Here is a 23,924-nt window from a genome sequence, read left to right on the forward strand (position 1 = left end):
TTGCCTGGTGACGATCTCGGTGGGCAGGCAGTACGGCGGGCGGGCGGTGGCCGAGCGCAGAGCCGAACGGCGCACCCGCTTCCTGGACGCAGCCACCCGGTTGTTCGCCGAGCGCGGCTACGCCGACTGTTCCCTGGCCGAGGTGTGCGCCGCGGCCGGGCTGTCCAAGCGGCAATTCTACGAGGAGTTCCAGACCAGGGAAGACGTGCTGCTCGCGGCTTACGACCGGGTGCAGGACGACGCCGCGGAGGCCGTCGTCGCCGCGCTCGTGGCGATCGGGCCCGACGCGGATCCACGTGCCGCGATGACCGCGCTGCTCACCGCCTATCTCGGCGCCATCGGGGCCGATCCGTGGCGGGCCAAGCTGGCCTTCGTCGAGGTGGTCGGCGTCAGTGCGCGGATGGAGCGGCATCGCAGGCAGCGCAGGCAGCGCTGGGGCGTCGTGCTCGAGTCCGGCGTGGTGCCGAAAATCGTCGCCGGCGGCCGGGTTCGGGGCGGGCCGGGGCTGGCCGCGACGGCGCTGATCGGCGCGATCAACGGTCTCACCGGCGAGTGGCTGCTCTCGGATCCGCGCCCGCCGATCGCCGACCTGGTGGAACTGCTCGTGCCGCTGGCGGCGTCGCTCATCGAAACTCCCTGATCCCGCCTGTCCGGGAACCGGGCCCGGGCGCTCATGCGCCGGAGGTCGACGGTTGTTGCTTGCCGCCGAATACTCGCCGGCGTATATTTGTCCGCGAGTAGGAGGCGCGTGTTGCCCACCAAACGCAAGGTCGACAATCTGCTGGCGCTGGCCGTCCTGTCGGTGATCGCCGAGCGGCCCATGCACCGCTACGAGATCGCGTCCACCCTGCGCGAGCGCGGCAAGGACCGCGACATGGACATCAAATGGGGCTCGCTCTACACCGTCGTGCGGAACATGACCAAGGCCGGATTCCTCGAGGAGATCGGCAGCGAGCGCCAGGGCGCGCGGCCCGAGCGCGTGATCTATCGGATCACCGACGCGGGCCGCGCCGAGATGATCGACTGGACGAAAGAACTACTGGCGCAACCACGTCCGGAACGCACCGCGTTCACCGCGGGGCTGTCGGTGGCGGGGATGCTCTCGCCGGAACAGGTGGTCGACCTGCTCGCCACCCGGATCGCCGCGCTGGAGGCCGCCATCGCGGGCGTGCGCGCCGAACTCGCCGAGCTGGCCGGCACGCTGCCGCGTCTGTTCGTCATCGAGAGCGAATACGGGCTGGCGATGCTGGAGGCCGAGGCGGCCTGGGCGCGCGGCTGGCGCGCCGAACTCGTCGAGGGCACCTTCCCCGATCTCGCGCTGTGGCGCACGGTCCACGAATCCATGGAAGGGGGCACGACCGACCCAGGGCACCAGTGATGAACCCGCTCCCGGCGGTGGTGCGGCAACACCGCCGCCGGGAGGCGGATAACCGACTCGAACCGCGCACGCGATCGCACACCCGGCCACGAGGTTGGCAACCACAGAATAGCTCTGGGTGGGGCAGGCGCGGCGGTTCGCCGTTTCCCGACCGAACCCATTCGGAGGTATCTCCATGTCCGCAATACGTTCCGCGCTCGTCGCCGGTGGCGGCATCGCCGGCCCCGTCGTCGCCACCGCTCTGCTGAAGGCGGGTATCGACGCCCGCGTCTACGAGGCCTATCCCGGCCCCTCGCACGGCATCGGCAGCGGCCTCGCGCTCGCACCGAACGGCCTGGCCGCCCTCGACCTGCTCGATGCCGGAGATCCGGTGCGCGAGATCGCCGTCCCGGTCTCGGCCATGATGCTCGCGGTCGGCGGCCGCGCACATCGCCTGCCCGTGGCCGAGGGCGAGCCGCCCCTGCAGGTGGTCGACCGCGCCGCACTGCACACGGTGTTGCACGAGCGCGCCGTCGCCGCGGGAGTGCCGGTCCACTACGGCAAGCGGCTCGTCGGGGTGGACGAGCACGCCGACGGCGTCACCGCCCGGTTCGCCGACGGCTCCACCGCGACCGCCGACATTCTCGTCGGCGCCGACGGAATCCGTTCCGCCGTGCGCACTCTCATCGATCCCGCCGCTCCCGGCCCGGACTACACCGGTCTGCTCGGTTTCGGCGCGACCGTCGAGTGCGAGGTCCCGGCCCCGCCCGAGACGATGGTCTTCGCCTACGGCAAACGCGCCTACTACCTGTACTGGGCCGACCGCGACGGCCGGGTCGGCTGGGGCGCGAACCTGCCGCACCAGCGGTACCTGACGCTGTCGCAGGCCAGGCAGGTGCCCGCCGAGCGCTGGCTCGAGATCCTGCGCGAGACCTACGGCGCGGACACGCCGGGCGGCGAACTGACCCGCCGGACCCGGCCGGACCAGCTCGAGATCGTCGGTGGCCTGCACATCATGCCGCCGGTGCCGCACTGGTTCCGCGATCGCATGGTGCTGGTCGGCGACGCCGTGCACGCACCGTCCAACAGTTCCGGCCAGGGCGCCTCGCTGGCGGTGGAGAGCGCCGTGCAGCTCGCCCGCTGCCTGCGCGACCTGCCCGATCCGGTCTCGGCGTTCACCGCCTACGAGCGCCTGCGACGCCCGCGGGTCGAGGTCATCGCCGCTCGCGCGGCCAGGATCAACCGCACCAAGGCGCCCGGTCCGGTGGGCCGGGCGGTGATGAACCTGCTGATGCCGGTGATGGCGCGAACCGTCATGAAGCCCGACGAGCGCACCGCCGCCGAGCGCGGCTACCGCATCGACTGGGCGGCGCCGGTCCAGCGGGAGCTCGTCGGAGGCTGACCGGCTCGTGTGGCGTCCACCGAGGGTGGGCAAACGCTCACCCTCGGAGGAGAGCGGGGCAGCACTGGGGTTCCTGTCGGCGGGGGCTGCCGGGCGACAGAGTTGAGACACACCTCGAAACCGCCCCACCGACTCGTCAGGAGTCCCTCATGCAGACCACCGCCACCCGCATCCGCACCTTCCGTTCCGACGCCGCGATCGCCGTCTCCACCCCCGAGGGCGCGCTCACCCACCGTGAACTCGACAGCTGGTCCAATCGGCTGGCGCGGGTGCTGCTCGGTATGGGAGCCGGCCCCGGTGTGGTGGTCGCGGTGGCCGTCGAGCCGCTGATCGAGGACTTGGTGACCCGCACCGCGATCGCCAAGATCGAAGCCACCGCTGTGCCCGCGGGCACCGAGGTGCCCGCGCCCGCCTTCGGCGTCACCACCGAGGACGCGCGCGGCGCGCTCGGCGAGGCGATCCCGTGGCTGGTGCTCGACGACCGCTCCACCCTGCTGCGGTACCTGACCGGCTCGGACGCCCCGCTCACCGACGCCGAGCTGGGCGGGCTGCGCTCGGCTTCCTGAGGCCGGGGCGCGCCCGCCCACGCGGCGGACATGCGCGTTTCGAGCTGGCAGCGCGCCGCCCGACGATAGAATTCCAGCGGAACCTCTCCACGCATGCTGGTCGATCGACCCGCCGGGAGTCTCGTCGCCGAGCCCGGCTCGCCGGCGGCTGGGCGTGCCTGCCCTCGCGGGCGAGGCGTGCCGTCAACACCTGTTTCGACACAACTTGTCCTCGATGGATCAGTCCCCACAGCCGACTCCCTTCCGAGTACGCAGGAACATTCATGCCCCAGAGTTCCGCCGCCCCGGTCGCCGCGCAGGCCGAATTGCCCGCAGGTGCCTTCCCACTCTCCGCCGCCCAGCGCGGTATCTGGTTCGCCCAACATTTCGCAGGTAGCACGCCGATCTCCATCGCGCAGTACGTGGAGCTCGAGGGGCCGGTCGACCTCGACCTGCTGGCGTCGGCGTCGCGGCAGGCGGGCCGCGAGTTCGGCACCGGCTACCTGCGGCTGATCGAGGTCGACGGGCTGCCCTGTCAGGTGGTCGACACCGATATCGAGCACGAGCTGCACATCGTGGACCTGCGCGCCGAGCCGGACCCGGCGGCCGCGGCGCTGGACTGGATGCGCGCGGAGTACAGCGCTCCGGTCGACCTGCTCGGCGAGCGGCTCGGCGCCTTCGCCATGCTCCGGCTCGCCGACGACCACTGGTACTGGTATCAGCGCATCCACCACATCGTGCTGGACGGTTTCGGCGCCGTCACCATGCTGCGGCGCGTCGCCGAGTTGTACAACGCCGCGGCGGCCGGGGAGCAGCCGCCGCCGAGCCGGGCCGAGGACCTGCGCCGGATCGTGGAAGTCGATGCGGCATACCGGGATTCGGACCGGTTCCGCGCCGACGCGCAGTACTGGCGCGAGCATCTGGCCGGCCTGGCGGAGGCGGTCGGCCCGGCCGGGCGGACCGCTCCGGTGGACGCGCATCCGATCGTCGCCTCGGCCGAACTACCTACCGCCACAGCCGCATTGCTCGACGAGGTGGCGGCCGCCGAGAACTCCGGCGTGGCGCCCGTCGTGGTCGCCGCCTTCGCCGCCTACCTGGCCGCCATGACCTCCTCGCCGGAGGTGACGCTGAGCCTGCCGGTCTCCGGCCGTACCACCGCCGTGCTGCGCCGTTCCGGCGGCATGGTCGCCAACGTGGTGCCGCTGCGGCTGCGGGCGGGGGCCGGGGTGAGCACACGGACCCTGATCCGGGCCGCGCAGGGCGAGCTGACCTCGGCGCTGCGCAGGCAGCGTTATCGCCAGGAGGACATCGTCCGCGATCTCGGCTGGGCGCTGGACGAGGCGGTCTCCTTCGGTCCCACCGTGAACCTGATGATGGTCGACACCAGGATCAGCCTCGGCGAGGTCGTCGGCAGCACCCATGTGCTCACCTCCGGGATGATCGACGACCTGTTCCTGAACCTCTACCCCGGCATCGGCGGCGAGACCACCCACATCGACTTCCAGGCCAATCCGAATCTCTACGACGCGCGCGAGCTCGCCGGGCACCACGAGCGCTTCCTGGCCTTCCTGCACGCCTTTCTCGCCGCCGGACCGGACGCGCCCTGGCACACCGTGCCGCTGCTCGACGACGCCGAACGCGCGGCGCTGCTGCCCGCCCGCGGACCCGCGGGCGTCCCGGTCCGCACCCTGCCGCAGATCCTGATCGAGGGCGCCGCCCGCGATCCCGGCGCGGTGGCGGTGCGCGCGGACGGGCGGGCCCTGACCTACCGCGAGGTACTCGCCTACGCCTCCCGGGTGGCCCGCCTGTTGATCGAGTCCGGTGCCGGACCGGAAACCGCGGTGGCCGTGGCGATTCCGCGCTCGCTGGAGTCGGTGCTGGCGACCTGGGCGGTGGCGCTGACCGGCGCGGCGTTCACGCCGATCGACCCGGCGCTGCCCGCGGACCGCATCGAGCACATGATCGGTGACAGCGACGTGGTGGCCGGACTGACCGTGGCCTCGGCGCGCCCGGCGCTGCCCGGCCACATCACCTGGCTGACCCTCGACGACACCGCGACCGCCGAGATCATCGACGACCAGGATCCGGCGCCGATCACCGAGGCCGACCGCCTCGCGCCCGTGCACCCCGACCAGACCGCTTACCTGATCTACACCTCCGGCTCCACCGGCCTGCCCAAGGCCGTGATGGTCGCGCATCGCGGGCTGGCCAATCTGGTCGCGGGCTCGGGGACGGCCTTCGGCGTCGACGCGTCCTCGGTGGTCGCGCACGCGGTCTCACCGAGCTTCGACATCTCCGTCGAGGAACTGCTGGTCGCCTTCGCGGCCGGCGCGAGCGTCGCGGTGGTGCCGCCGACGGCCTATGCCGGCGAAGAACTCGCGGCCGTGCTGCGCGAGCACCGCGTGACATGCCTGAACGTGACGCCCGCGGTGGTCGGCTCGCTCGATCCCGCGACCCTGCCCGATCTGAAGACCGTCGTGGTCGGCGGTGACGCCTGCCCGCCGGAACTGGTGGCGCGCTGGTCCGGGCGACGCCTGCTCAACGGTTACGGACCCACCGAGACGACCGTCACCACGACACTGAGCGCGCCGCTGCGCCCGGACGGCCCGGTCACCATCGGCGGCCCGACCACCGGCGTCACCGCCCTGGTGCTGGATCCGTGGCTGCGCCCCGTGGCTCCCGGCGTCACCGGCGAGCTGTACCTGAGCGGGCCGGGCGTCGCGCGCGGCTACCACCGGCGCAACGGCCTGACCGCCGGCCGATTCGTCGCCGATCTCCACGCGCCGGGCGAGCGCATGTACCGCACGGGCGACCTGGTCCGCTGGCGGCGGGCGGGGGAGCGCTGGGAGCTGGACTACACCGGCCGGATCGATTTCCAGGTGAAGGTGCGCGGCTATCGCATCGAACTCGGCGAGATAGACGCCGCCATCGAACGCAGGCCCGAGGTGGCCTCGGCGGTCACCATCGGGGCGACCACGCCCGCGGGCGTGGTCGCCACGGTCTCCTACGTGGTCCCCGCGCCCGGCTGCGAGATCCAGCCCGAGGCGTTGAAAGCCGCGGTGGGCGAATCGCTTCCGGCGTACATGGTGCCGGCCGTCATCATGGTCCTCGACGCACTGCCGCTGACCCCGATGGGCAAGGTGGACCGGCGTGCCCTGCCCGCACCGGATTTCGGCGCGCGTCCCGGCGTGCATCGCGCCCCGTCCACCCCGCGCGAGGAAACGCTCGCCGCACTGTTCGCCGACGTGCTCGGGCTGGACGCGGTCGGCGTGGACGAGAACTTCTTCGCCCTCGGCGGCGACAGCATCATCTCCATCCAGTTGGTCTCCCGCGCCAGGGCGGCGGGCCTGCGCTTCAGCGCCCGCGACGTGTTCGAACGCAAGACCGTGGCGGCGCTGGCCGCCGTGGCCGCCGACGTCGCCGAGGACGCGGTCACCGAACTGCCCGGCGGCGGCATCGGCCCCGTCGATGTGACGCCCATCGTGGCGGCCATGCTCGAGCAGGGCCCGACCTGGACCCGGTACGGTCAGGCCGCACTGCTCACCCTCCCGCCCGGCGCCGACGCGGCGCAGCTGATCCCGGCCGTGCAGGCACTGCTCGACCGCCACGACGTGCTGCGCAGCAGTCTGCGGCCGAGCGGCGACGGGTGGGAGTGGGTCGTCGCCGAACCGGGATCCGTGGACGCGGCCGCGCTCGTCGACGTCGTCACCGTGCCCCCGACTACCGGCGACGTTCCTGTCGGGGGCACCGATGGTGCGGCTTCCGGCAGCGACCTTCTGGAGGCGGTCCTGCAGGACGCGGCCGACCGGCTGAATCCGGCGGCCGGGGTGATGGCACGATTCACGCTCGTCCGGCCCGCCGGGGAGGGGGCCGCCCCGTCGCTGTGGCTGGTGCTGCATCACCTGGCGGTCGACGGAGTGTCCTGGCGAATCCTGTTGCCGGACCTGGTGAGCGCGTGGGCGGGCGCACAGCTGGAGCCGACCGGCACCTCGTTGCGCCGCTGGGCGCGCGCGCTCGCCGACCAGGCCACGGCCCGCGCCGTGGAACTGCCGTTGTGGCAGCAGATCCTGACGGCCGACGACCCGCCGCTCGGGCGGCGCGCCGCCGATCCGGCGCGAGACGTGGTCGCCACGGCGGGCGAACTGCGCACCGTGGTGCCCGCCGAGACCGCGGGCACGGTGGTCGATGCCCTGCCGGAGCTGTTCCATTGCGGTGCCGACGATGTGCTGCTGGCCGCGCTCGCCCTGGCGGTCGGTCGCTGGCGCCATCGCGTGCGGACGCTGGTCACGCTGGAGGGGCACGGTCGCGAGGAATCGGTGCTGCCCGGCGCGGATCTCGCGCGGACGGTGGGCTGGTTCACCACGGTGCACCCGCTCGCTCTCGATCTGACCGGCATCGATCTCGACGAGGCGTTCGCCGGCGGCCCGGCCGCGGGTGCTGCCGTGCGGGCGGTCAAGGAGCAGGTGCGCGCGATCCCGGACAAGGGCGTCGGCTACGGCATGCTGCGATACCTGAACCCCGGCACCGCGCCGTTGCTCGCGGTGGGACCGGCCCCGCAGATCGGGTTCAACTACCTCGGACGCGTCACCGCGGACACCGGAGGCGCCGAGAACTACTGGCTGCCGCGCCGATTCGCCTCGACCACCGACGAGCGAGCGCCGTTGCCCGCAGTGATCGACATCAACGCGATCCTGGGCGGCGAGGGACTGGAGATCACCTGGACCTACGCGCGCGACATCCTCGACGCCGACGAGATCGCCGGCCTCGCCGCGCACTGGGCCGCGGCGCTGGCGGCGCTGGCCGCCTACGCCGCGCTGCCCGGTGCGGGCGGGCACACCCCCTCGGACTTCCCGCTCACCACGGTCACCCAGACCGAGATCGATGCCTGGGAGCGCGAATACCCGAACCTGGTGCAGGTGTGGCCGCTCTCGCCGCTGCAGTACGGCCTGCTCTTCCACGCCCGCTACGACACCGACACCGCCGACGGCTACACCGTGCAGACCCGTCTGTCGCTGGCAGGGCGGGTCGACGCGAAGCGGTTGCGGAAGGCCGCGCAGGTGCTGGTCGACCGGCATGAGAACCTGCGGGTGGCGTTCGTCGAAACCCCGCAGGGCCCACGGCAGTTGGTGCTCGCCGACGCACAGGTCTGCTGGCGCGACACCGACCTCACCGCGCTGGCGCGTGAGGACAGCGGCCGCGAACTCGAGCGGCTGCTCGCCGTGGACGCCAACACCCGCTTCGACCTGAACCGCCCGCCGCTGCTGCGTTTCCAGCTGATCCGCGAAGCCGGCGAGGTCTACACGCTGTTGATGACCAACCACCACCTCGTCCTGGACGGCTGGTCCACACCGCTGCTGGTGCGTGAACTGCTCACCGTCTACATCGCCGCGGGTGTGGGCGCCCGGCCCACCGAAGTGCTGGGCCCGGCACCCTCCTATCGCGGGTTCCTGTCCTGGCTCGCCGAGCAGCAGGAGGCCGTCGCCGCCGACGGGGTGGACTCCCTGGAAGCCTGGCGCCGGGCGCTGGCCGGGATCGACGCTCCCACCAGGGCGGTGCCGACGCTGGCAGGCATTCGCTCCACCGAGTCCGGGACGGTGACGGTGGATCTGCCCGCGACCGCGGTCGCCCGGCTCGAGGCCACCACCCGCGCGGCGGGCGCGACCGTCAACGTCGCCGTGCAGGCGGCCTGGGCGCTGCTGCTCACCATGCTGACCGGCCGCACCGACGTGGTGTTCGGCGGCACGGTCTCGGGCAGGCCGCCGGATCTGCCCGGCGTGGAGGAGATGGTCGGTCTGTTCATCAACACCCTGCCGGTGCGGGTGCGGCTCGATCCGCACGAGCAGGTCGCCGACCTGCTGGCCAGGCTGCAGGCCGAACAGGCGGCGTTGCTCGACCATCAGCACGTGGGGCTGGCCGCCATCCACGAGGCGGTCGGGCTGCCCGAACTGTTCGACACCCTCACCGTCTTCGAGTCCTATCCGATCGACCGCGAGGCGCTGTCGCAGTCCCTCGACATCGCGGGCATGCGGGTGCTGGACGTCGCGGGCACCGACGCGACGCCGTATCCGCTGAACCTGATGGTGATTCCGCTGCACGGCGAGCCCGGCGATCCGGGCGACCGGCTGCGGCTGTCGATCAAGTACATGGCCGACCACCTGCCCGAGGCCGACGCCGGGCGACTGCTCGACCGTTTCGTCGCCCTGCTCGAGCAGATCGCCGCGCACCCGGCGCACCGGGTGGCTGCCCTGCAACACTGCGATGCCGCCGAGCGCGCCGCACTGCTGCCGGTGCACGGCCCCGCCTCCGTACCCGCGCGCACCTTGCCCGAGATCCTCACCTCCGCGGCCGCGCTCGATCCCGACGCGATCGCGGTGCGCGCCGGCACCGACACCATGACCTACCGCGAACTCGACGCCTGGTCCAACCGTTTCGCCAGGGTGCTGCTGCGGCGCGGGATCGGCGCCGAGGTGTTCGTCGTGCTCGCGCTGACCCGCTCGGTGGAGTCGGTGGTGGCGGTGTGGGCGCTGGTGAAGACCGGCGCCGCGTTCGCCCCGCTCGACCCCAACCATCCGGTCGAGCGCATCGAGCACATCCTCACCGACTCGAAGGCCCCCATCGGCGTGACCGTGCGCGCCACCGGTGAGACCCTGCCGAGCACCATCGACTGGCTGCTGCTCGACGACCTGAACACCATTCGTCGCGTCATGACCGTGCCCGACGACCCGATCACCGACCTCGAGCGCGGCGGCGCCATCCGGCTCGACCAGGTCGCCTACCTCATCTACACCTCCGGCTCCACCGGCAAGCCGAAAGCCGTGCTGCTCGGGCATCGCGGCATCGCCGATCTGGTTGCCGCGCAGCGTGAATCGCTCGACCTGGACCCCTCCGCCCGTGCCCTGCAGGTCGCCTCGCCGAGCTTCGACGCCTCGGTGTTCGAGATGTTGTCCGCGCACGCGGCAGGCGGCACCCTGGTGATCTCGCCCCCGGAGGCCTACGGCGGCGCCGAGTTGGAGCGGCTGCTGCGCGCCCAACAGGTCAGTCATGCCGTGATCACCCCCTCGGTGCTGGCCACGATGAATCCCGACCGGCTGCCCGACCTGCGGGTGCTCGCCGTCGCGGGCGAGGCGTCCGGGCCGGAGCTGACCGCGCAGTGGTCCCCGGGCAGGCGACTGCTGAACCTCTACGGGCCCACCGAATTCAGCATCTGGGCGACCGGCCCCGGCGAATTGCGCACGGGGGATCGGGTCACCATCGGCGGCCCGATCCGCGGCGCCGCGGCACTGGTTCTCGATCAGTGGTTACGGCCCGTCCCGGTCGGCGTGGAGGGCGAACTCTATCTGGCGGGGCCCGCCATCGCTCGCGGCTACTTCAACCGCTACGCCCTCACCGCCGCGCGTTTCGTCGCGCACCCGTGGGGCGGGCCGGGCGAGCGGATGTACCGCACCGGGGACATGGTCCGCTGGGTCGACTCCGAGCGAGCGGGCGGATCCGTGCTCGAACTGGAATACCTGGGCCGCAGCGATTTCCAGGTCAAGATCCGTGGTCTGCGCATCGAACTCGGCGAGATCGACGCCGTGCTCTCCGCCGACGACGAGGTCGAGTACGCCGCGACCGTCGGCTGCCCCGGGCCGTCCGGCGAGACGGTACTGGTCTCCTATGTCCTCGCGCAACGGGGTTCGGGCCGACTCGACACCGAGCGGCTGCGCAATCGCGTCGCCGCGTCGCTGCCCGGCTATATGGTGCCCTCGGTCGTCATCGAGCTCGACGACGTCCCGCTGACGCCGGTCGGCAAGCTGGACCGCAAAGCCCTTCCGCTGCCGGACTTCTCGGTCTCGGCGCGCCCCTATCTCGCGCCGCGCACCCCGGTGGAGCGCGCGGTCGCCGACATCTTCGCCGACGTGCTCGGCGTGGAGCGGGTCAGCATCGACCACTCCTTCTTCGATCTCGGCGGCAATTCGCTCAGCGCCACCAAGGTCGTGGCGCGCATCGATGCGACGCTCGGCGCCGGGATCGCCCTGCGCGACCTGTTCGACGCGCCGACACCGGCCCAGCTCGCCGGCCGGGTGGTGCCCGCCGAGCCGGGGCAGCGGGCCCGGTTCGCGCTCGCGCCACGGCCGCGCCCGGACCGGGTGCCGCTCTCACCCGCCCAGCAGCGCATGTGGGTGCTCAACCGGCTCGAACCGGAATCGCCCGCCTACAACATCGCGATCGCGCTGCGGCTGACCGGCGCGCTCGACACCGCGGCCATGCGCCGGGCCCTCGTCGCGGTGGTGCACAGGCACGAAAGCCTGCGCACGGTGTATCCAGCCGACGCCGAGGGGCCGCGCCAGGTCGTGATCGATGCCGCGCACGCGGTGCCGGACCTGCCGGTCGAGACGGTCGCCGACGGTGCGCCATTGCGCGAGAGCATCGCCGCGTTCGCGGGCAGAGGATTCGACCTGACCAGCGAACCGCCGCTGCGCGCCCGGCTGTCGCGCGTGCACCGGGACGGGACGACGGGCCGCGACGGTGCCCCCGACCACAACGGTGCCCCCGACCACAACGGCGCGGCGCCGGAACACGTGATCGTGCTGGTGGTCCACCACATCAGCGCCGACGGCGCGTCGATGGCGCCGCTGGCGGCCGATCTGGTCGCGGCTTACGCGGCGGAGTCGGCGGGCCGCCCGGCCGACCTTCCCGCCCTGCCGGTCCATTACGCCGATTACGCGCTGTGGCACCGGGAACTGCTCGGCGCGGAGGACGACCCCGCCGCACCGGCGGCTCGACAGATCGCGTTCTGGCGCGAAACCCTGGCGGGCGCACCGGAAACGCTCGACCTGGCCGCCGACCGTCCGCGTCCGGCCGTGCAGTCCATGCGAGGCGCGGACCTGCCGTTCACCGTCCCGGCCGACCTGCATCGGCGGATGGGGCGGCTGGCCGCCGAGTCCGGCGCGAGCCTGTTCATGGTCGCGCACGCCGCTTTCGCGGTGCTGCTGTCCAGGCTCGGCAGCACCGACGACGTGGTGGTGGGCACCGCCGTCGCCGGTCGCGGGGACGCCGCTCTCGACGGCATGGTCGGCATGTTCGTCAACACCCTCGCCCTGCGCACCACGGTCGACCCGGAGCAGTCCTTCCGTGCGCTGCTCGCCGGTGTCCGGGACGACGACCTGGCCGCCTTCGCCCACGCCGACGTCCCGTTCGAACGCCTGGTCCAGCATCTCGACCCGCCGCGCTCGACCGCCCACCACCCGATCTTCCAGGTGACCCTCGCGCTGCAGAACTTCGTGGATCCGGTCCTCGAGCTGCCCGGCCTGCGCATTGCCGTCGAGGATCTCGACCGCGACGCCACCCAGTTCGACCTCGCCCTCGACCTGCGCGAACGGGAGGCGGACGGCGTCCCGGCCGGCATCGACGCGGTCCTGACCTACGCCACCGATCTGTTCGACCCCGCCACCGCCGAGGCCATGACGCGACGCTGGTCGGCCGTCCTCGACGCCGCGCTCGCCGACCCCGACACCCGCGTCGGCGACCTCGACCTGCTGCTGCCCGACGAGCGCGCGCTGGTTCCGGCACGGGGACCGCGGGGCAGCGAAACCACCACGCTGCCGGAACTGTTCGCCGCCACTGCCGCCGCGCACCCCGACCGGGCCGCCGTGCTCTCCGACGGCCGCACCGTGACCTACCGCGCGTTGAACGCGAGTGCCGAGCGGCTCGCGGAGCGGCTCGTGCGAGCGGGCGCGGGCCCGGAGACCGTCGTAGCACTGGGCCTCGCCCGCGGCGCTGACCTGATCACCGGCATGTGGGCGGTCGCCCGCACCGGGGCCGCTTTCCTGCCGGTCGACCCGAAGTACCCGCGCGAGCGGGTCGAGCACATGCTCACCGACTCCGGGGCGGTCCTCGGCCTCACCGTCGCCGCACACCTCGAAAACCTCTCCGGCACAACACGGTGGCTCGTTCTCGACCGGGATGCTCCCGCCGATCCGAGTTCGCACGAGCCCGTCGCCGGTGCGCTCGACCGCTCCGGTGATACCGCCCCGGCGGCACCCGCCGCCGTGGCGTCGGACGAGGTCGTCGCCGGTCCCGTGTCGCCCGGCTCGGTGGAGCCCTGGCGGACCACGCCGCGCCTCGACCAGCCCGCGTGGATGATCTACACCTCCGGCTCGACCGGCACCCCGAAGGGCGTCACCGTGACCCACCGGGGCATCGCCGATCTGGTCGCCGCGCAGCGGCGCATTCTGCGACTCGACGAGCACGCGCGGGTACTCCAGGTGGCCTCACCGAGTTTCGACGCCTCGGTGTTCGAGGCACTCATGGCATTCGGCGCCGGCGGCGCGAGCGTGGTCGCCCCCCCGGATGTGTACGGCGGGACACCGCTGGCCGAGCTGATCACCGAACAGCAGGTCACGCACATGGTCATCACGCCTTCGGCGCTGGCCACGCTGGAGCCGGACGCGATCCCCTCGGTGCGGGTGCTCGCGGTCGCCGGCGAGGCGGTCGGCGCGGATCTGGTGCGACGCTGGGCGACCGGACGCACCATGATGAACCTCTACGGCCCGACCGAGACGACCATCTGGGCCACCTCCGCGCCGCTGAGGCCCGGCGCCCCCGTCACCATCGGCGGCCCGATCCGGGGGACGAGCGCGCTGGTGCTGGATCCGCGCCTGCGGCCGGTGCCGGTCGGGGTGGCCGGTGAGCTGTATCTGGCCGGTCCCGCGCTGGCGCGCGGCTACCACGGCAGGCCGGAACTGAATGCCGCGCGATTCGTCGCCGATCCCTGCGGCGCGCCGGGCGAACGGATGTACCGCACCGGTGACCTGGTGCGCTGGACCCGCGCCGGGCAACTGGAATACCTGGGCCGCACCGATTTCCAGGTGAAGGTACGCGGCCAGCGCGTCGAGCTCGGCGAGATCGACACGGTCCTCGCCGCCGCGCGCGGGGTCGAATTCGCGCTCACCCTGGGAGTTCCCGGCCCTGGCGGCGGTACGGCGCTGGCCGCCTACCTGCTGGCGGAGCCGGGCCGGGAGATCGATGTGGCCGAGGTGCGCGCGCATGCCGCGGCGTCGCTGCCCGGCTACATGGTGCCCGCCGCGTTCGTGGTGCTGGCGTCCATCCCGCGCGACGCGGTCGGGAAGCTGGACCGGAGGGCACTGCCGCAACCGGTCTTCGGCGCGGACGAGGGCGAGTACGTCGCCCCGTCGACCCCGACGGAACAGGCGCTGGCCGGTATCGTCGCCGAACTGCTCGGCCGCGAGCGGGTCGGCGCGACCGACTCGTTCTTCGCCCTCGGCGGCGACAGCATCCTGGCCATCCAACTGGTCTCGCGGGCCAAGTCGGCGGGCATCACGCTCACCCCGGTGCAGGTGTTCGAGCATCGCACCATCGGCGCGCTGGCCGCCGTCGCCGACGAGGCCGGCGTCGCGGTAACCCTGGACGAACTGCCCGGCGGCGGAGTCGGCGAGATGCCGCTGACACCGATCGTGCACTACATGATCGGCCGCGGCGGGGATTTCGACCGCTTCGCCCAGACCGCGGTCCTCGAACTGCCGCTCGGCATCGACGCCGCGGGGCTCACCGCGACAGTCGCGGCCGTGCTGGACCGTCACGACATGCTGCGCGCACGGCTCACCCGCGACGGGGCGCACTGGCGGCTGGAGACCCGCGACGCGGCCGAAGTGGATGTGGCGGCACTGGTCCGGCGGGTGGAGTTCCCCGCCGACGCCGACCCGGTCGACCTGCGCGAATTCGCGGTCACCGAACTCGAGGCGGCACTGGATCGCCTCGACCCCGCAGACGGTGCGGTGTTGCGGTTCGTCTGGCTCGATCCGGTCGGGATGGCGGGTGCGCGGCCACGCTCGGGCCGGTTGATCGTGGTGGCGCACCACCTGGTCGTCGACGGCGTGTCCTGGCGCATCCTGGTGCCGGATCTGATGGCGGCCTGGGCGCAGGTCTCCACCGGCAACCGGCCTGTGCTCGCCGACACCGGCACGTCGATGCGGCGCTGGGCGCACGCGCTGGCCGAGCACGCCCGCAGCCCGCGGCGCACGGCCGAACTGGGCTTCTGGCGCGAGGTGCTCGACGGCCCCGATCCCGGCTTCGGGCCGCGGGACCTCGATCCGGCCGTCGACCTGGCCGGCGTGCTCGACCAGGTCGAAGTGGACGTGCCCGCGCAGGTCACCGCCGATCTGCTGACCACTCTGCCCGCCCTGTTCGACGGCGGCGTCGAGGACGCGCTGCTGACCGCGCTGGCCTGCGCCGTGCGGACCTGGCGGGCCCGCCGTGGCGCCGACACCGGGGACGTGCTGGTCCGGATGGAGGGCCACGGCCGCCAGGAGGAGGTGATCCCCGGCGCGGATCTGTCGCGGACGATCGGCTGGTTCACCACCATCCACCCGGTGCGCCTGCGCCCCGGCGAATTCGCGCACCCGGCGCAGCTGGGCGCGGCGATACGCGCGGTGAAGCACCAGTTGCGCGCCGTCCCGGACAAGGGCATCGGCTTCGGTCTGCTCCGCTACCTGAATCCCGAGACAGCGCAGTGGCTTCCGCACGCGCTGCCCGGTCGCATCTCCTTCAACTATCTCGGCCGATACGCCACCGGCGACATTCCCGCCGGTCTGGAGGGCCTGGGCTGGCTGCCCGCCGACGATCTGGGCGAACTGCCCGCCGTCGAACATCCGAGCGTGCCCGCGCAGGTCGAGGTGGATGTGAACGCCGTGGTGATCGGCGATCGCCTGCAGGCGAGTTTCGGCTTCCCCGCCACCCTGCTCGACCGCGACGAGGTCGCCGAACTGGCCGACCTGTGGATCGAATTCCTCGCCGCTCTCACACGATTCGCGCACACGCCGGAGGGCAGGCAGGCGGGCGAAGAAGAACGCCGGGCCGCGGTGGAGCGAGCCGCGGCGGCGGCGCCGAGCGCACCGCCCGGACTCGGGTTGGATGTGCTGCTGCCGATCCGGGCCGAGGGCGCCGAACCCGCGCTGTTCTGCGTGCATCCCTCCTCCGGCATGGCCTGGACCTACCTCGGCCTGGCCGACGCCCTCGCCGCTGGCCGCCCGATCTACGGCCTGCAAGCCCCCGATCTGAGCGGACGCGAGCCGTCCGCGCGGAGCATCGAGGAATTCGCGCGCCGGTATGTCGCCGAGATCAGGGCGAGGCAGCCGGACGGGCCGTACCACCTGCTGGGCTGGTCCTTCGGCGGCCTCATCGCGCACGCGATGGCCGCGCAACTCGAACGCGAGGGCGCGCGGGTGGGCGTGCTGGCCCTGCTCGACGCCGACAGCGGCGATATCGACGGCGACAGCATCGAACCGCTGTCGCCCGGCGAGTTCGCGCACACCTTCGGCGCCGTCTTCGGCATCGACGACATCCCGGAGACCGCCACCGCCCAGGAGGCCGCCGAACACATCGGCGCGCGCATGGGCGGCGCGCAACTGCTCGACGCCGACACACTCACGAGAATGGCCGCCTCCTACAACGCCTCGGCCCGCACCCGCACCGGCTACCGCCGCCCGGTCTACCACGGCGCGGCGATCTACTTCCGCGCCACCGTGCCCACCCCGGACACCGAAGGAATCTTCGGCCCCGACGGCTGGGCGCCCTACATCACCGGTCCGATCACCACCCACGACATCGAAGCCACCCACGACGAGCTGACCGCACCGCACATCCTGCCGCGGATCGCCCGGCAGCTCGACCGGCACCTTGGAGGCACGCAGTGAACGAACCAGCGGTTGTGGTCGAAGGCGTCGAGAAGTCCTTCGGCGAGGTACGCGCCCTGCGCGGCGTGGATTTCGTCGCGGGCCAGGGGGAGGTGCTCGGCATCCTGGGCCCCAACGGCGCGGGCAAGACCACCATGGTCAACATCTTGTCCACGCTCGTCACCCCCGACCGCGGGCGCGCCGTGGTCGCCGGGTACGACGTGGTCGCCGCTGCCGCGAACGTGCGCCGCCGCATCATGCTCACCGGCCAGTTCGCCGCGCTCGACGACATGCTCAGTGGCTACGAGAATCTGGTGATGTTCGGCAGGCTGCTCGGCCTGCGTAAGAAGACCGCGCGGGCGCGGGCGCGGGAACTGCTGGTGGAATTCGACCTCACGGGCGCCGCCGACCGCCGCGTCGGCACCTACTCCGGCGGTATGCGCCGTCGCATCGACATCGCCTGCGGGCTGGTGGTGCGACCGGAGGTGGTGTTCCTCGACGAGCCGACCACCGGCCTGGATCCGCGCAGCAGGCAGGGCGTCTGGGATCTGGTCGGTGGTTTTCGCGAGCACGGGATCACCACCCTGCTGACCACCCAGTACCTGGAAGAGGCCGACGCGCTGTGCGATCGGATCATCGTCATCGACCACGGAATCGTCATCGCCGAGGGCACCGCCGACGAACTCAAGTCCCGCACCGGGGGCAGCTATTGCGAGGTGGTGCCGTTGCGGTTGGAGGACCTGCCGGCCATCGTCACCGCGCTCGGCCCGCTGCTGCCGCCGGAGAGCCTGGCCGCGCTCGCCCCGGACGCCGACCGGCTCGCCATCCCGGCCCCGGACGGTGCGAAAACCCTCGCCGAGGCCTTGCGCAGGCTCGACGCCGCCGACATCGAACTGGTCGATATCGCCCTGCGCCGCCCCTCCCTCGACGAAGTCTTCCTGCACCTCACCGGCCATCCCACCGAGGTCCCCGTCGACAGCGAGGTCTCCGCGTGAGCGCCGCCCGCCCGGTCGCCCTCGCCACACCGGCCGGACCACACAGCGGCGCCTGGGCGACCGACCTGCGCGCCGCGCCGGTCCGGCTGTGGCAGTGGTGGGTGCTGACCGTCCGGCTCATCACCCCGGCGATCAAGAGTGGCGAGGTACTCACCTCGATCGTCGCGCCCGCCGCCTTCACCGCCAGCTTCTATATCCCGCTGAAAACCGTGATGAGCTTCTCCGGCCTCGGCTTCAGCAGCTACGCCCAGTTCATGATGCCGCTGGTCGTGCTGCAAGCCGCGGCCTTCACCGCCATCGGCGCGGCCCTGCGCTCGGCGACCGACGCGGTGTCCGGACTCGATCGCCGGTTCGCCGCGATGCCGGTCGGGCGGCTCATCCCGTTCTCGGCGCGGATGTCGGGCAATGTGATCCGGCTGCTCATCGCCCAGGCCGCGGCGCTGACCTGCGGGCACGTCATCGGGTTCCGGTTCAGGGAGGACTGGGCCCACACGCTCGGGTTCGTCGCGCTCGGCCTGCTCATCGGCATCGCCTTCACCGTCGGTGCCGATGTCATCGGCACCGCGTCCAAGAGCCCGGAGACCACCACCCAGGCGCTGTTGCTGCCGCCGTTGATCCTCGGCATGCTCTCCACCGGCATCGCGCCGGCGGCCCAGTTCCCGGAGTGGGTGCAGCCGTTCGTACGCAACCAACCGGTCTCGCAGTTCGCGACCGCGCTGCGCGCGCTGGCCGGCGACACCCAGGGCAATGCCGGGGTGGCCGACTGGGCGACGATGACGCCCGCACTGCTGTGGATCGGGGCCATCCTGGTGATCGCCCTGCCGTTCGCCGTTCGTTTCGCGATCCGGAGGTCGTGATGGTGTCAGACGTGATGATGTCGACGGCCGACGGCGACCTGCGCGCCGAGAATTCGGGAACGACGCTGTTGTCCAATGTCTCGGTGCAGACCCAGCGATTGCTGTTGCGCTGGCTGCGCAATCCGGTGGCGTTGCTGGAGACCCTGATCATCCCCTGCCTGCTGCTGCTCATGCTCGACATCGTGGTCGGCGGGCAGATCGAGCGGTTCACCGGTGAGGACGCGCTCTTCGGGTCGGTGCCGATGGTGGCGTCGGTCGGGGCGTTGTCCGGTGCGGTCGCCGCCGGGGTGATGCTCGGACGCGAGCGCGACAGCGGACTGCTCGCCCGCTTCTGGGTGCTGCCGGTGCACCGGGCGTCGGGCCTGATCGCCCGGGTCCTCGCCGAAGGCTGCCGGATCCTGGCGGGCACGCTGGTGGTGGTGCTGGTCGGCTTCCTGCTCGGCTTCCGGTTCCGGCAGGGACTGCTCGCGGCACTGGCGTTCATCGGCGTGCCCGTGCTCTTCGGGCTGGCCTTCGCCACCCTCGTGACGGCTATCGCCGTGTTCACCGCCAAAACGGTGCTGGTCGAGGGCATCACGATACTCAGCACCCTGCTGATGTTCTTCAGCACCGGATTCGTGCCGCTGATCGCCTTCCCGGAATGGATCCAGCCGATCGTGCGCAATCAGCCCATGTCGGCGGCGGTGGACACGATGAAGGCGCTATCCCTGGGCGGGCCGCTCGCCCGGCCGCTCACCCTCATCCTGGTCTGGTCGCTCGGCGCCATCCTGATCTGCGCCGTCCCCGCCGCCATCGGCTATCGAAGGGCCAGCCGGCGCTGAGGATCGCGGCGCGGAATCGGTGGTCCCGGCCCGCGCCGGGTCCGCCTCGCCCGCCGAGGGATCGGACGCGGGCGCCGCGGCGGATTCGGCGACGGTATCGGTGGACTCCTGCGCCCCGGCAGTCTCTTCGGCAGCGGGGGCCGACGGCTCCCGCGTCGCGGCGTTCACGTCGGTTTCGGCGGCAGGTGATTCGGGTGTGGGCCCGGTCGTGTCGCTCGCCTGTGCCGGACCGGACGGGCGATCTGCGACGGGCAGATTCGCGTGCGCGGGATCTTCCTCGGTGAACACCTCGAAGGGGACCGTATTGCCCGCGGCGTCACGTGCGCCGATCCCTGCCTCGATCGCGGCGGCCAAGCGGGCGACACTGTCCCACGCGTGGGCGGGTTCGCCGTCGAGGTTGCCGATGGTGAGCCAGGTGTCGGTGCCGCGGTAGCGGACGAGCCCCTTACCGGATTCGTCGAGCCTGACATCGAGTTCGCCGGAGACCGTTCCCTCTTCGTCGGTCATCACGGCGGCCGAGCCGCTGATCTGCACGATGTCGCTTATCGGAACCCTCCTTGCCGGGTGCACTCGTCGACCGCTGTACGCAGCGCGGCCTGCTCGGCCGTGTCGACGGTCAGCCCGTACTTTACTTTCACCCGGAGGTAGCGGTCGACATAGGCGCACCGGAACTTTCCGGGCGGCAGGTAATTCGCGGCGTCCTGGTCACCCTTGGAACGGTTGGCCGTGGGGTCGGAGGCCTCCAGGTTCAGCGCGTCGTTGGCGATGCGCCTGCGGGTGTCCTTGTCCAGGCGATCGGCGCCCGAACGCCAGGCCTCGGCGAGCGCCACGATGTGCTCGGCGTCCACGCCGGAGGGGTCGGTGATCCACTTGTAGGGCTTGAGCGCGCCGGTTTTGCGGTCGAGGGTGCCGTACTCGTCGCGCCAGCCGCCGTTCGCGCCGATCTTCAGAGCGCAGGTCGCGGCGTCCAGCGTCACGTCGCCCTCGGCGTCGCGCAGCATCATCACCTCGCGCGTGGTGCAGCGGGCGTACTGGCTGAACTGATCACCGAATCCGTGCTCGGCCTTGGCGGTATCCCAGTGCGGGAACTCCTCGCGGCTGTACCCGTCCATCGGGCGTTCCTTGGCCACCTTCAGTTGCGAGAACAGGTTTTCGACTTCGGCGGCGGAGGAGATCGAGGTCGCGGAATTGCCCACCTCGCCGTCGGTGTTCTCGATGACCGCGTAGGCGCCGGCGACGATGGCCGCCAGTAGCGCGGGCACGATCACGCCGAGAGCGCGCCGGAACCGCTGGGACGAGAACAACTTCACAACGACTCCCTCACCGACCGGGACGGGTGTCCCGTATGCACTTCGACGAACTACCGGAAATGTTGCCGCACAGCGCGAACGGCTGTCATCGGCATGTTCACCGCGGGCCGTGCGCCGGTTGTTGTGCACTCCCGACAGTCCGTGACGGCCGATCACTTCCGAGGTCACCGGGCTCCCCGGTGACCGGTGCAGAGCATAGTTGGGTCGGCGGAAATCGGCGCAACCTCAGATTTCGGCGGGTTGCCGTTCGCCGTCGCCGGTCTGTGCGGTGGGCGGCACGCCGGTGTCCAGGAAGCGGACCATGGCGTCGATGCGATCGGCGTGCTCGACGCAACGCTCGAGATAGCTGCCGAGCAATGTGAGTTCGACGACATCGGTGGGGGAATGCGGATGTTCGTGGTCGGTGAGAGCGGCATGCAGGCGTTCCCGCAGAGGCCCGGGAGCGGTTCCGGCGGCGGTGCCGACGCGGGCTATCCGCGTCGCGGCGACGCGGCCGAGTTCGACGAGCACGTCCAGGATCGGTTGCGGTGCGACGTGATCGGGGTGGCGGCGGTAGACCTGGTCGGCGACCCGGCTGCTCAGCGCGCCGATTTCGGCCAGCTGCCCGGCGATCTGCATGGCCGTGACGACATGGCGCAGGTCGCGGGCGACCGGCGCCTGCAGGGCCAACAGCGCCACGGTGCGCGACTCGCACGTGCCGTGCGCCGCGCGCAACTGTTCCTCGAGCGCGAACACCTCGTACGCGGCCGCGAGGTCGGCCTCGGCCAGGGCGTCGACGCCTCGTTCGACGGTGTCGTGGGCAAGCCGGTACATGAGCGTCAGGCTGTCGGTCAACTCGTGGAGTTCCTGGGTGAACTGGGTCCGCACACCCGAATTCTCGCCCATCCGAGAGGCATTCGGAATCGATCCAGCCGATGTCCGTCCGGCAGGGCGCTGATAGGCAGAGGGCATGGGAGCCGCGATGAGTCGGAGCCCGGACCGGACAGGTGCTACGTTCGCCGTCATGGCGGAAAAAGACCTGAAGATGAAGTTCTCGATCTTCTTCCAGAAGCGGCTCGCGAACCCGATCCGGAGCCGAATCCCGGGGCAGGAGTTGATCGAGACGACCGGCCGCAAGAGCGGCCGGCCGCGCACGACTCCCATCGGTGGGCGGCGGATCGGCGACTCCTACTGGCTGGTGTCGGAATTCGGGGAGAAGTCGCAGTACGTGCGCAACATCATGGCCGACAACCGGGTGCGGGTCCGGCTGCGCGGCAAGTGGCACAACGGCATCGCGCATCTACTGCACGACGACGATCCGATCGCGCGCCTCGAGCAGCTGCCCAAGGCCAACAGCGCGGGCGTGCGCGCCTTCGGCACCAACCTGCTGACCATCCGCGTCGACCTGCAGGACTGACCCGCGATCGGCCGTCCGGTGTCAGCCGACGATGCCGCCGGCCAGTTCTCCGACGCAGTAGGTGATCGCCATCGCCAGTGCGCCGCCGGTCACCACCCGCACCGCCGCCCGCAGTCGGGGACTGCCCCCGAGGGCCGCACTGATCGTTCCGGTGAGGGCCAGCGCGACCAGCACCGTGCCGACCGTGACCGGAATGCGCCAGCTGACCGGCGGCAGCAGGATCGCCAGCAGGGGCAGCAGCGCGCCGAGAACGAAGGCCGCCGCCGAGGAGCCGGCGGCGGCCCAGGGATTGGTGAGTTGCTTCGGGTCGATGCCGAGTTCGACCTCGGCGTGCGCGGCGAAGGCGTCGTGCGCGGTCATCTCCTCGGCGACCCGGCGCGCGGTCTCCTCCGACAGTCCCTTGGCCCGGTAGTTCGCGGCCAGCTCGCGCAGTTCGTAGTCCGGCTCCTCCCGTAGTTCCCTGCGTTCCTTGGCCAGCAGGGCCCGCTCGGAATCGCGCTGGGTGCTGACCGACACGTATTCGCCCACCGCCATCGAGATCGCTCCGGCGGCCACACCCGCCGTACCCGCCGTCAGCAGGGTCTGGGTGGCGGTGCTCGCGGCGGCCACGCCGACCACCAGGCCCGCGGTGGAGACGATGCCGTCGTTGGCGCCGAGCACCCCGGCGCGCAGCCAGTTCAACCGCGTGTGCAACCGCTCGGAGTGCGGTTCGGCGTGATCGTCCTGCCGGGGATTTTTCCCGGTGGTTCCATCGAATTCGGGCACGGTCCGACTGTACTGCCGCGGGCGGACCGGACCCGCCGTCTCCGATTCGGGTATCGGCATCGGGACTGGCATGCTGACCGGCATGAGCACACTGCGTTACCAGGGAACACGACTGGCGGCGGGGCTGGCGGCGGCCGCCCTGCTGCTGTCCGGCTGCGGCGGCAGCGAGGAGACCACGAGCACGGCATCGCCGACGACGCCTCGTGACCAGCTGCTGCTGAGCATCGAGGAGTTCCCGGCGGGCGCCTCGAAGATCGACATGCCCGCCGACCGGTTGCAGTCCGCGGTCACCGATCTGTCCGGCCTGCAGCAGAATTCGACCATCACCCCGGCCGAGTGCGGTCGGACCCAGCAGGATCTGGGCACGGCGACCTCCGAACTGCTCGCCGACTCCGATGTCATCGCCGCCAACGACGGCGCCGCCGGTCTGATGTATGTCGAGTTCGTGGCGTCGCGGGCGGGCGATCTGGCCGGCGTCGAGGAGTCGAACGCCAAGTGCCCCGATGTCACGGTGGTGTCGACCGTGGAGGGCAAGGAGATCACCACGGTCGGCAAGGTCGAGACCCTGAGCGTGCCCAGCGGGTTGACCGCCGACCAGGCGCTGGCGTTCAAGTCGGTCAACACCTCCACCGTCGGTGCGGGCAAGCCGCTGACCACCACCGCCTACCAGGGCATGGCGGTCGTGCGCGGCGTCACCGTGATCGTGCGGGTCGGCGCGCTGAAGGAGGGCGTCGATCAGGCGACCTTCGACCAGGTCTTCCTCGACGCGGTGAACAAGGTGCGCAACGCCGACTGAGTGTTCG

At 71.7% G+C, this 23,924-nt stretch carries 13 protein-coding genes; 10 read left to right on the forward strand and 3 right to left on the reverse strand.

Annotated features, from left to right (window positions below):
• The first annotated feature begins 7 nt into the window (after positions 1 to 7).
• The 8 genes from ON26_RS05225 to ON26_RS05260 all read left to right on the forward strand — a co-directional run bounded on the left by ON26_RS05225 (position 8) and on the right by ON26_RS05260 (position 19,650).
• Positions 8 to 640, forward strand: a complete 633-nt coding sequence (locus ON26_RS05225) for a TetR/AcrR family transcriptional regulator (protein WP_040794827.1) — start codon at positions 8 to 10, stop codon at positions 638 to 640.
• Positions 641 to 748: 108 nt separating this feature from the next.
• Positions 749 to 1,378: a PadR family transcriptional regulator gene (locus ON26_RS05230; RefSeq protein ID WP_306307239.1), complete on the forward strand. Its 630-nt coding sequence runs from the start codon at positions 749 to 751 to the stop codon at positions 1,376 to 1,378.
• 175 nt (positions 1,379 to 1,553) lie between these two features.
• Positions 1,554 to 2,759, forward strand: coding sequence for an FAD-dependent oxidoreductase (locus tag ON26_RS05235; protein WP_040794828.1), 1,206 nt, complete (start codon positions 1,554 to 1,556; stop codon positions 2,757 to 2,759).
• Between the two features lie 149 nt (positions 2,760 to 2,908).
• Positions 2,909 to 3,325 (forward strand): AMP-binding protein, encoded by a 417-nt coding sequence (locus ON26_RS05240; protein ID WP_051026707.1) that lies wholly within the window; start codon positions 2,909 to 2,911, stop codon positions 3,323 to 3,325.
• A 263-nt stretch (positions 3,326 to 3,588) separates the two neighbouring features.
• Positions 3,589 to 16,998 carry a non-ribosomal peptide synthetase gene (locus tag ON26_RS05245; protein ID WP_040794829.1) on the forward strand — a complete coding sequence of 4,470 codons (13,410 nt, stop codon included), beginning with the start codon at positions 3,589 to 3,591 and terminating at the stop codon, positions 16,996 to 16,998.
• Positions 16,995 to 17,972 carry a daunorubicin resistance protein DrrA family ABC transporter ATP-binding protein gene (locus ON26_RS05250; RefSeq protein ID WP_040794830.1) on the forward strand — a complete coding sequence of 326 codons (978 nt, stop codon included), beginning with the start codon at positions 16,995 to 16,997 and terminating at the stop codon, positions 17,970 to 17,972. Before ON26_RS05245 ends, ON26_RS05250 begins: the two co-directional genes overlap by 4 nt.
• Entirely contained in the window at positions 17,969 to 18,829 is an 861-nt protein-coding gene (locus ON26_RS05255) for an ABC-2 transporter permease (protein WP_245545727.1), read from the forward strand. Before ON26_RS05250 ends, ON26_RS05255 begins: the two co-directional genes overlap by 4 nt.
• A complete protein-coding gene (locus ON26_RS05260; RefSeq protein ID WP_245545728.1) occupies positions 18,829 to 19,650 on the forward strand; it encodes an ABC transporter permease in 822 nt (273 codons plus the stop codon). The genes ON26_RS05255 and ON26_RS05260 overlap by 1 nt, the downstream gene beginning before the upstream one ends.
• A 542-nt stretch (positions 19,651 to 20,192) precedes the next feature.
• Here ON26_RS05260 and ON26_RS05270 read toward each other — a convergent pair.
• Positions 20,193 to 20,960: an HNH endonuclease family protein gene (locus ON26_RS05270; protein ID WP_040794859.1), complete on the reverse strand. Its 768-nt coding sequence runs from the start codon at positions 20,958 to 20,960 to the stop codon at positions 20,193 to 20,195.
• Positions 20,961 to 21,185: 225 nt separating this feature from the next.
• Positions 21,186 to 21,827: a phosphate signaling complex PhoU family protein gene (locus ON26_RS05275; RefSeq protein WP_245545729.1), complete on the reverse strand. Its 642-nt coding sequence runs from the start codon at positions 21,825 to 21,827 to the stop codon at positions 21,186 to 21,188.
• Between the two features lie 136 nt (positions 21,828 to 21,963).
• Here ON26_RS05275 and ON26_RS05280 point away from each other — a divergent pair, with 136 nt between their 5' ends.
• Positions 21,964 to 22,356, forward strand: a complete 393-nt coding sequence (locus tag ON26_RS05280; protein WP_040794832.1) for a nitroreductase/quinone reductase family protein — start codon at positions 21,964 to 21,966, stop codon at positions 22,354 to 22,356.
• A 21-nt stretch (positions 22,357 to 22,377) separates the two neighbouring features.
• On the opposite strand, the gene ON26_RS05285 is transcribed toward ON26_RS05280, so the two are convergent.
• Entirely contained in the window at positions 22,378 to 23,121 is a 744-nt protein-coding gene (locus tag ON26_RS05285) for a VIT1/CCC1 transporter family protein (RefSeq protein ID WP_051026714.1), read from the reverse strand.
• 82 nt (positions 23,122 to 23,203) lie between these two features.
• Here ON26_RS05285 and ON26_RS05290 point away from each other — a divergent pair, with 82 nt between their 5' ends.
• Positions 23,204 to 23,917 (forward strand): hypothetical protein, encoded by a 714-nt coding sequence (locus ON26_RS05290; protein ID WP_157171789.1) that lies wholly within the window; start codon positions 23,204 to 23,206, stop codon positions 23,915 to 23,917.
• The last annotated feature ends 7 nt before the right edge of the window (positions 23,918 to 23,924 follow it).

Source organism: Nocardia higoensis NBRC 100133 (genome assembly GCF_000308595.1).
GTDB lineage: Bacteria > Actinomycetota > Actinomycetes > Mycobacteriales > Mycobacteriaceae > Nocardia > Nocardia higoensis.

Coding starts and splice junctions, on each gene's coding strand:
- ON26_RS05245 (WP_040794829.1), top strand. CDS start 3,589: ATGCCCCAGAGTTCCGCCGCCCCGGTCGCCGCGCAGGCCGAATTGCCC.
- ON26_RS05280 (WP_040794832.1), top strand. CDS start 21,964: ATGGCGGAAAAAGACCTGAAGATGAAGTTCTCGATCTTCTTCCAGAAG.
- ON26_RS05260 (WP_245545728.1), top strand. CDS start 18,829: ATGGTGTCAGACGTGATGATGTCGACGGCCGACGGCGACCTGCGCGCC.
- ON26_RS05240 (WP_051026707.1), top strand. CDS start 2,909: ATGCAGACCACCGCCACCCGCATCCGCACCTTCCGTTCCGACGCCGCG.
- ON26_RS05235 (WP_040794828.1), top strand. CDS start 1,554: ATGTCCGCAATACGTTCCGCGCTCGTCGCCGGTGGCGGCATCGCCGGC.
- ON26_RS05290 (WP_157171789.1), top strand. CDS start 23,204: ATGAGCACACTGCGTTACCAGGGAACACGACTGGCGGCGGGGCTGGCG.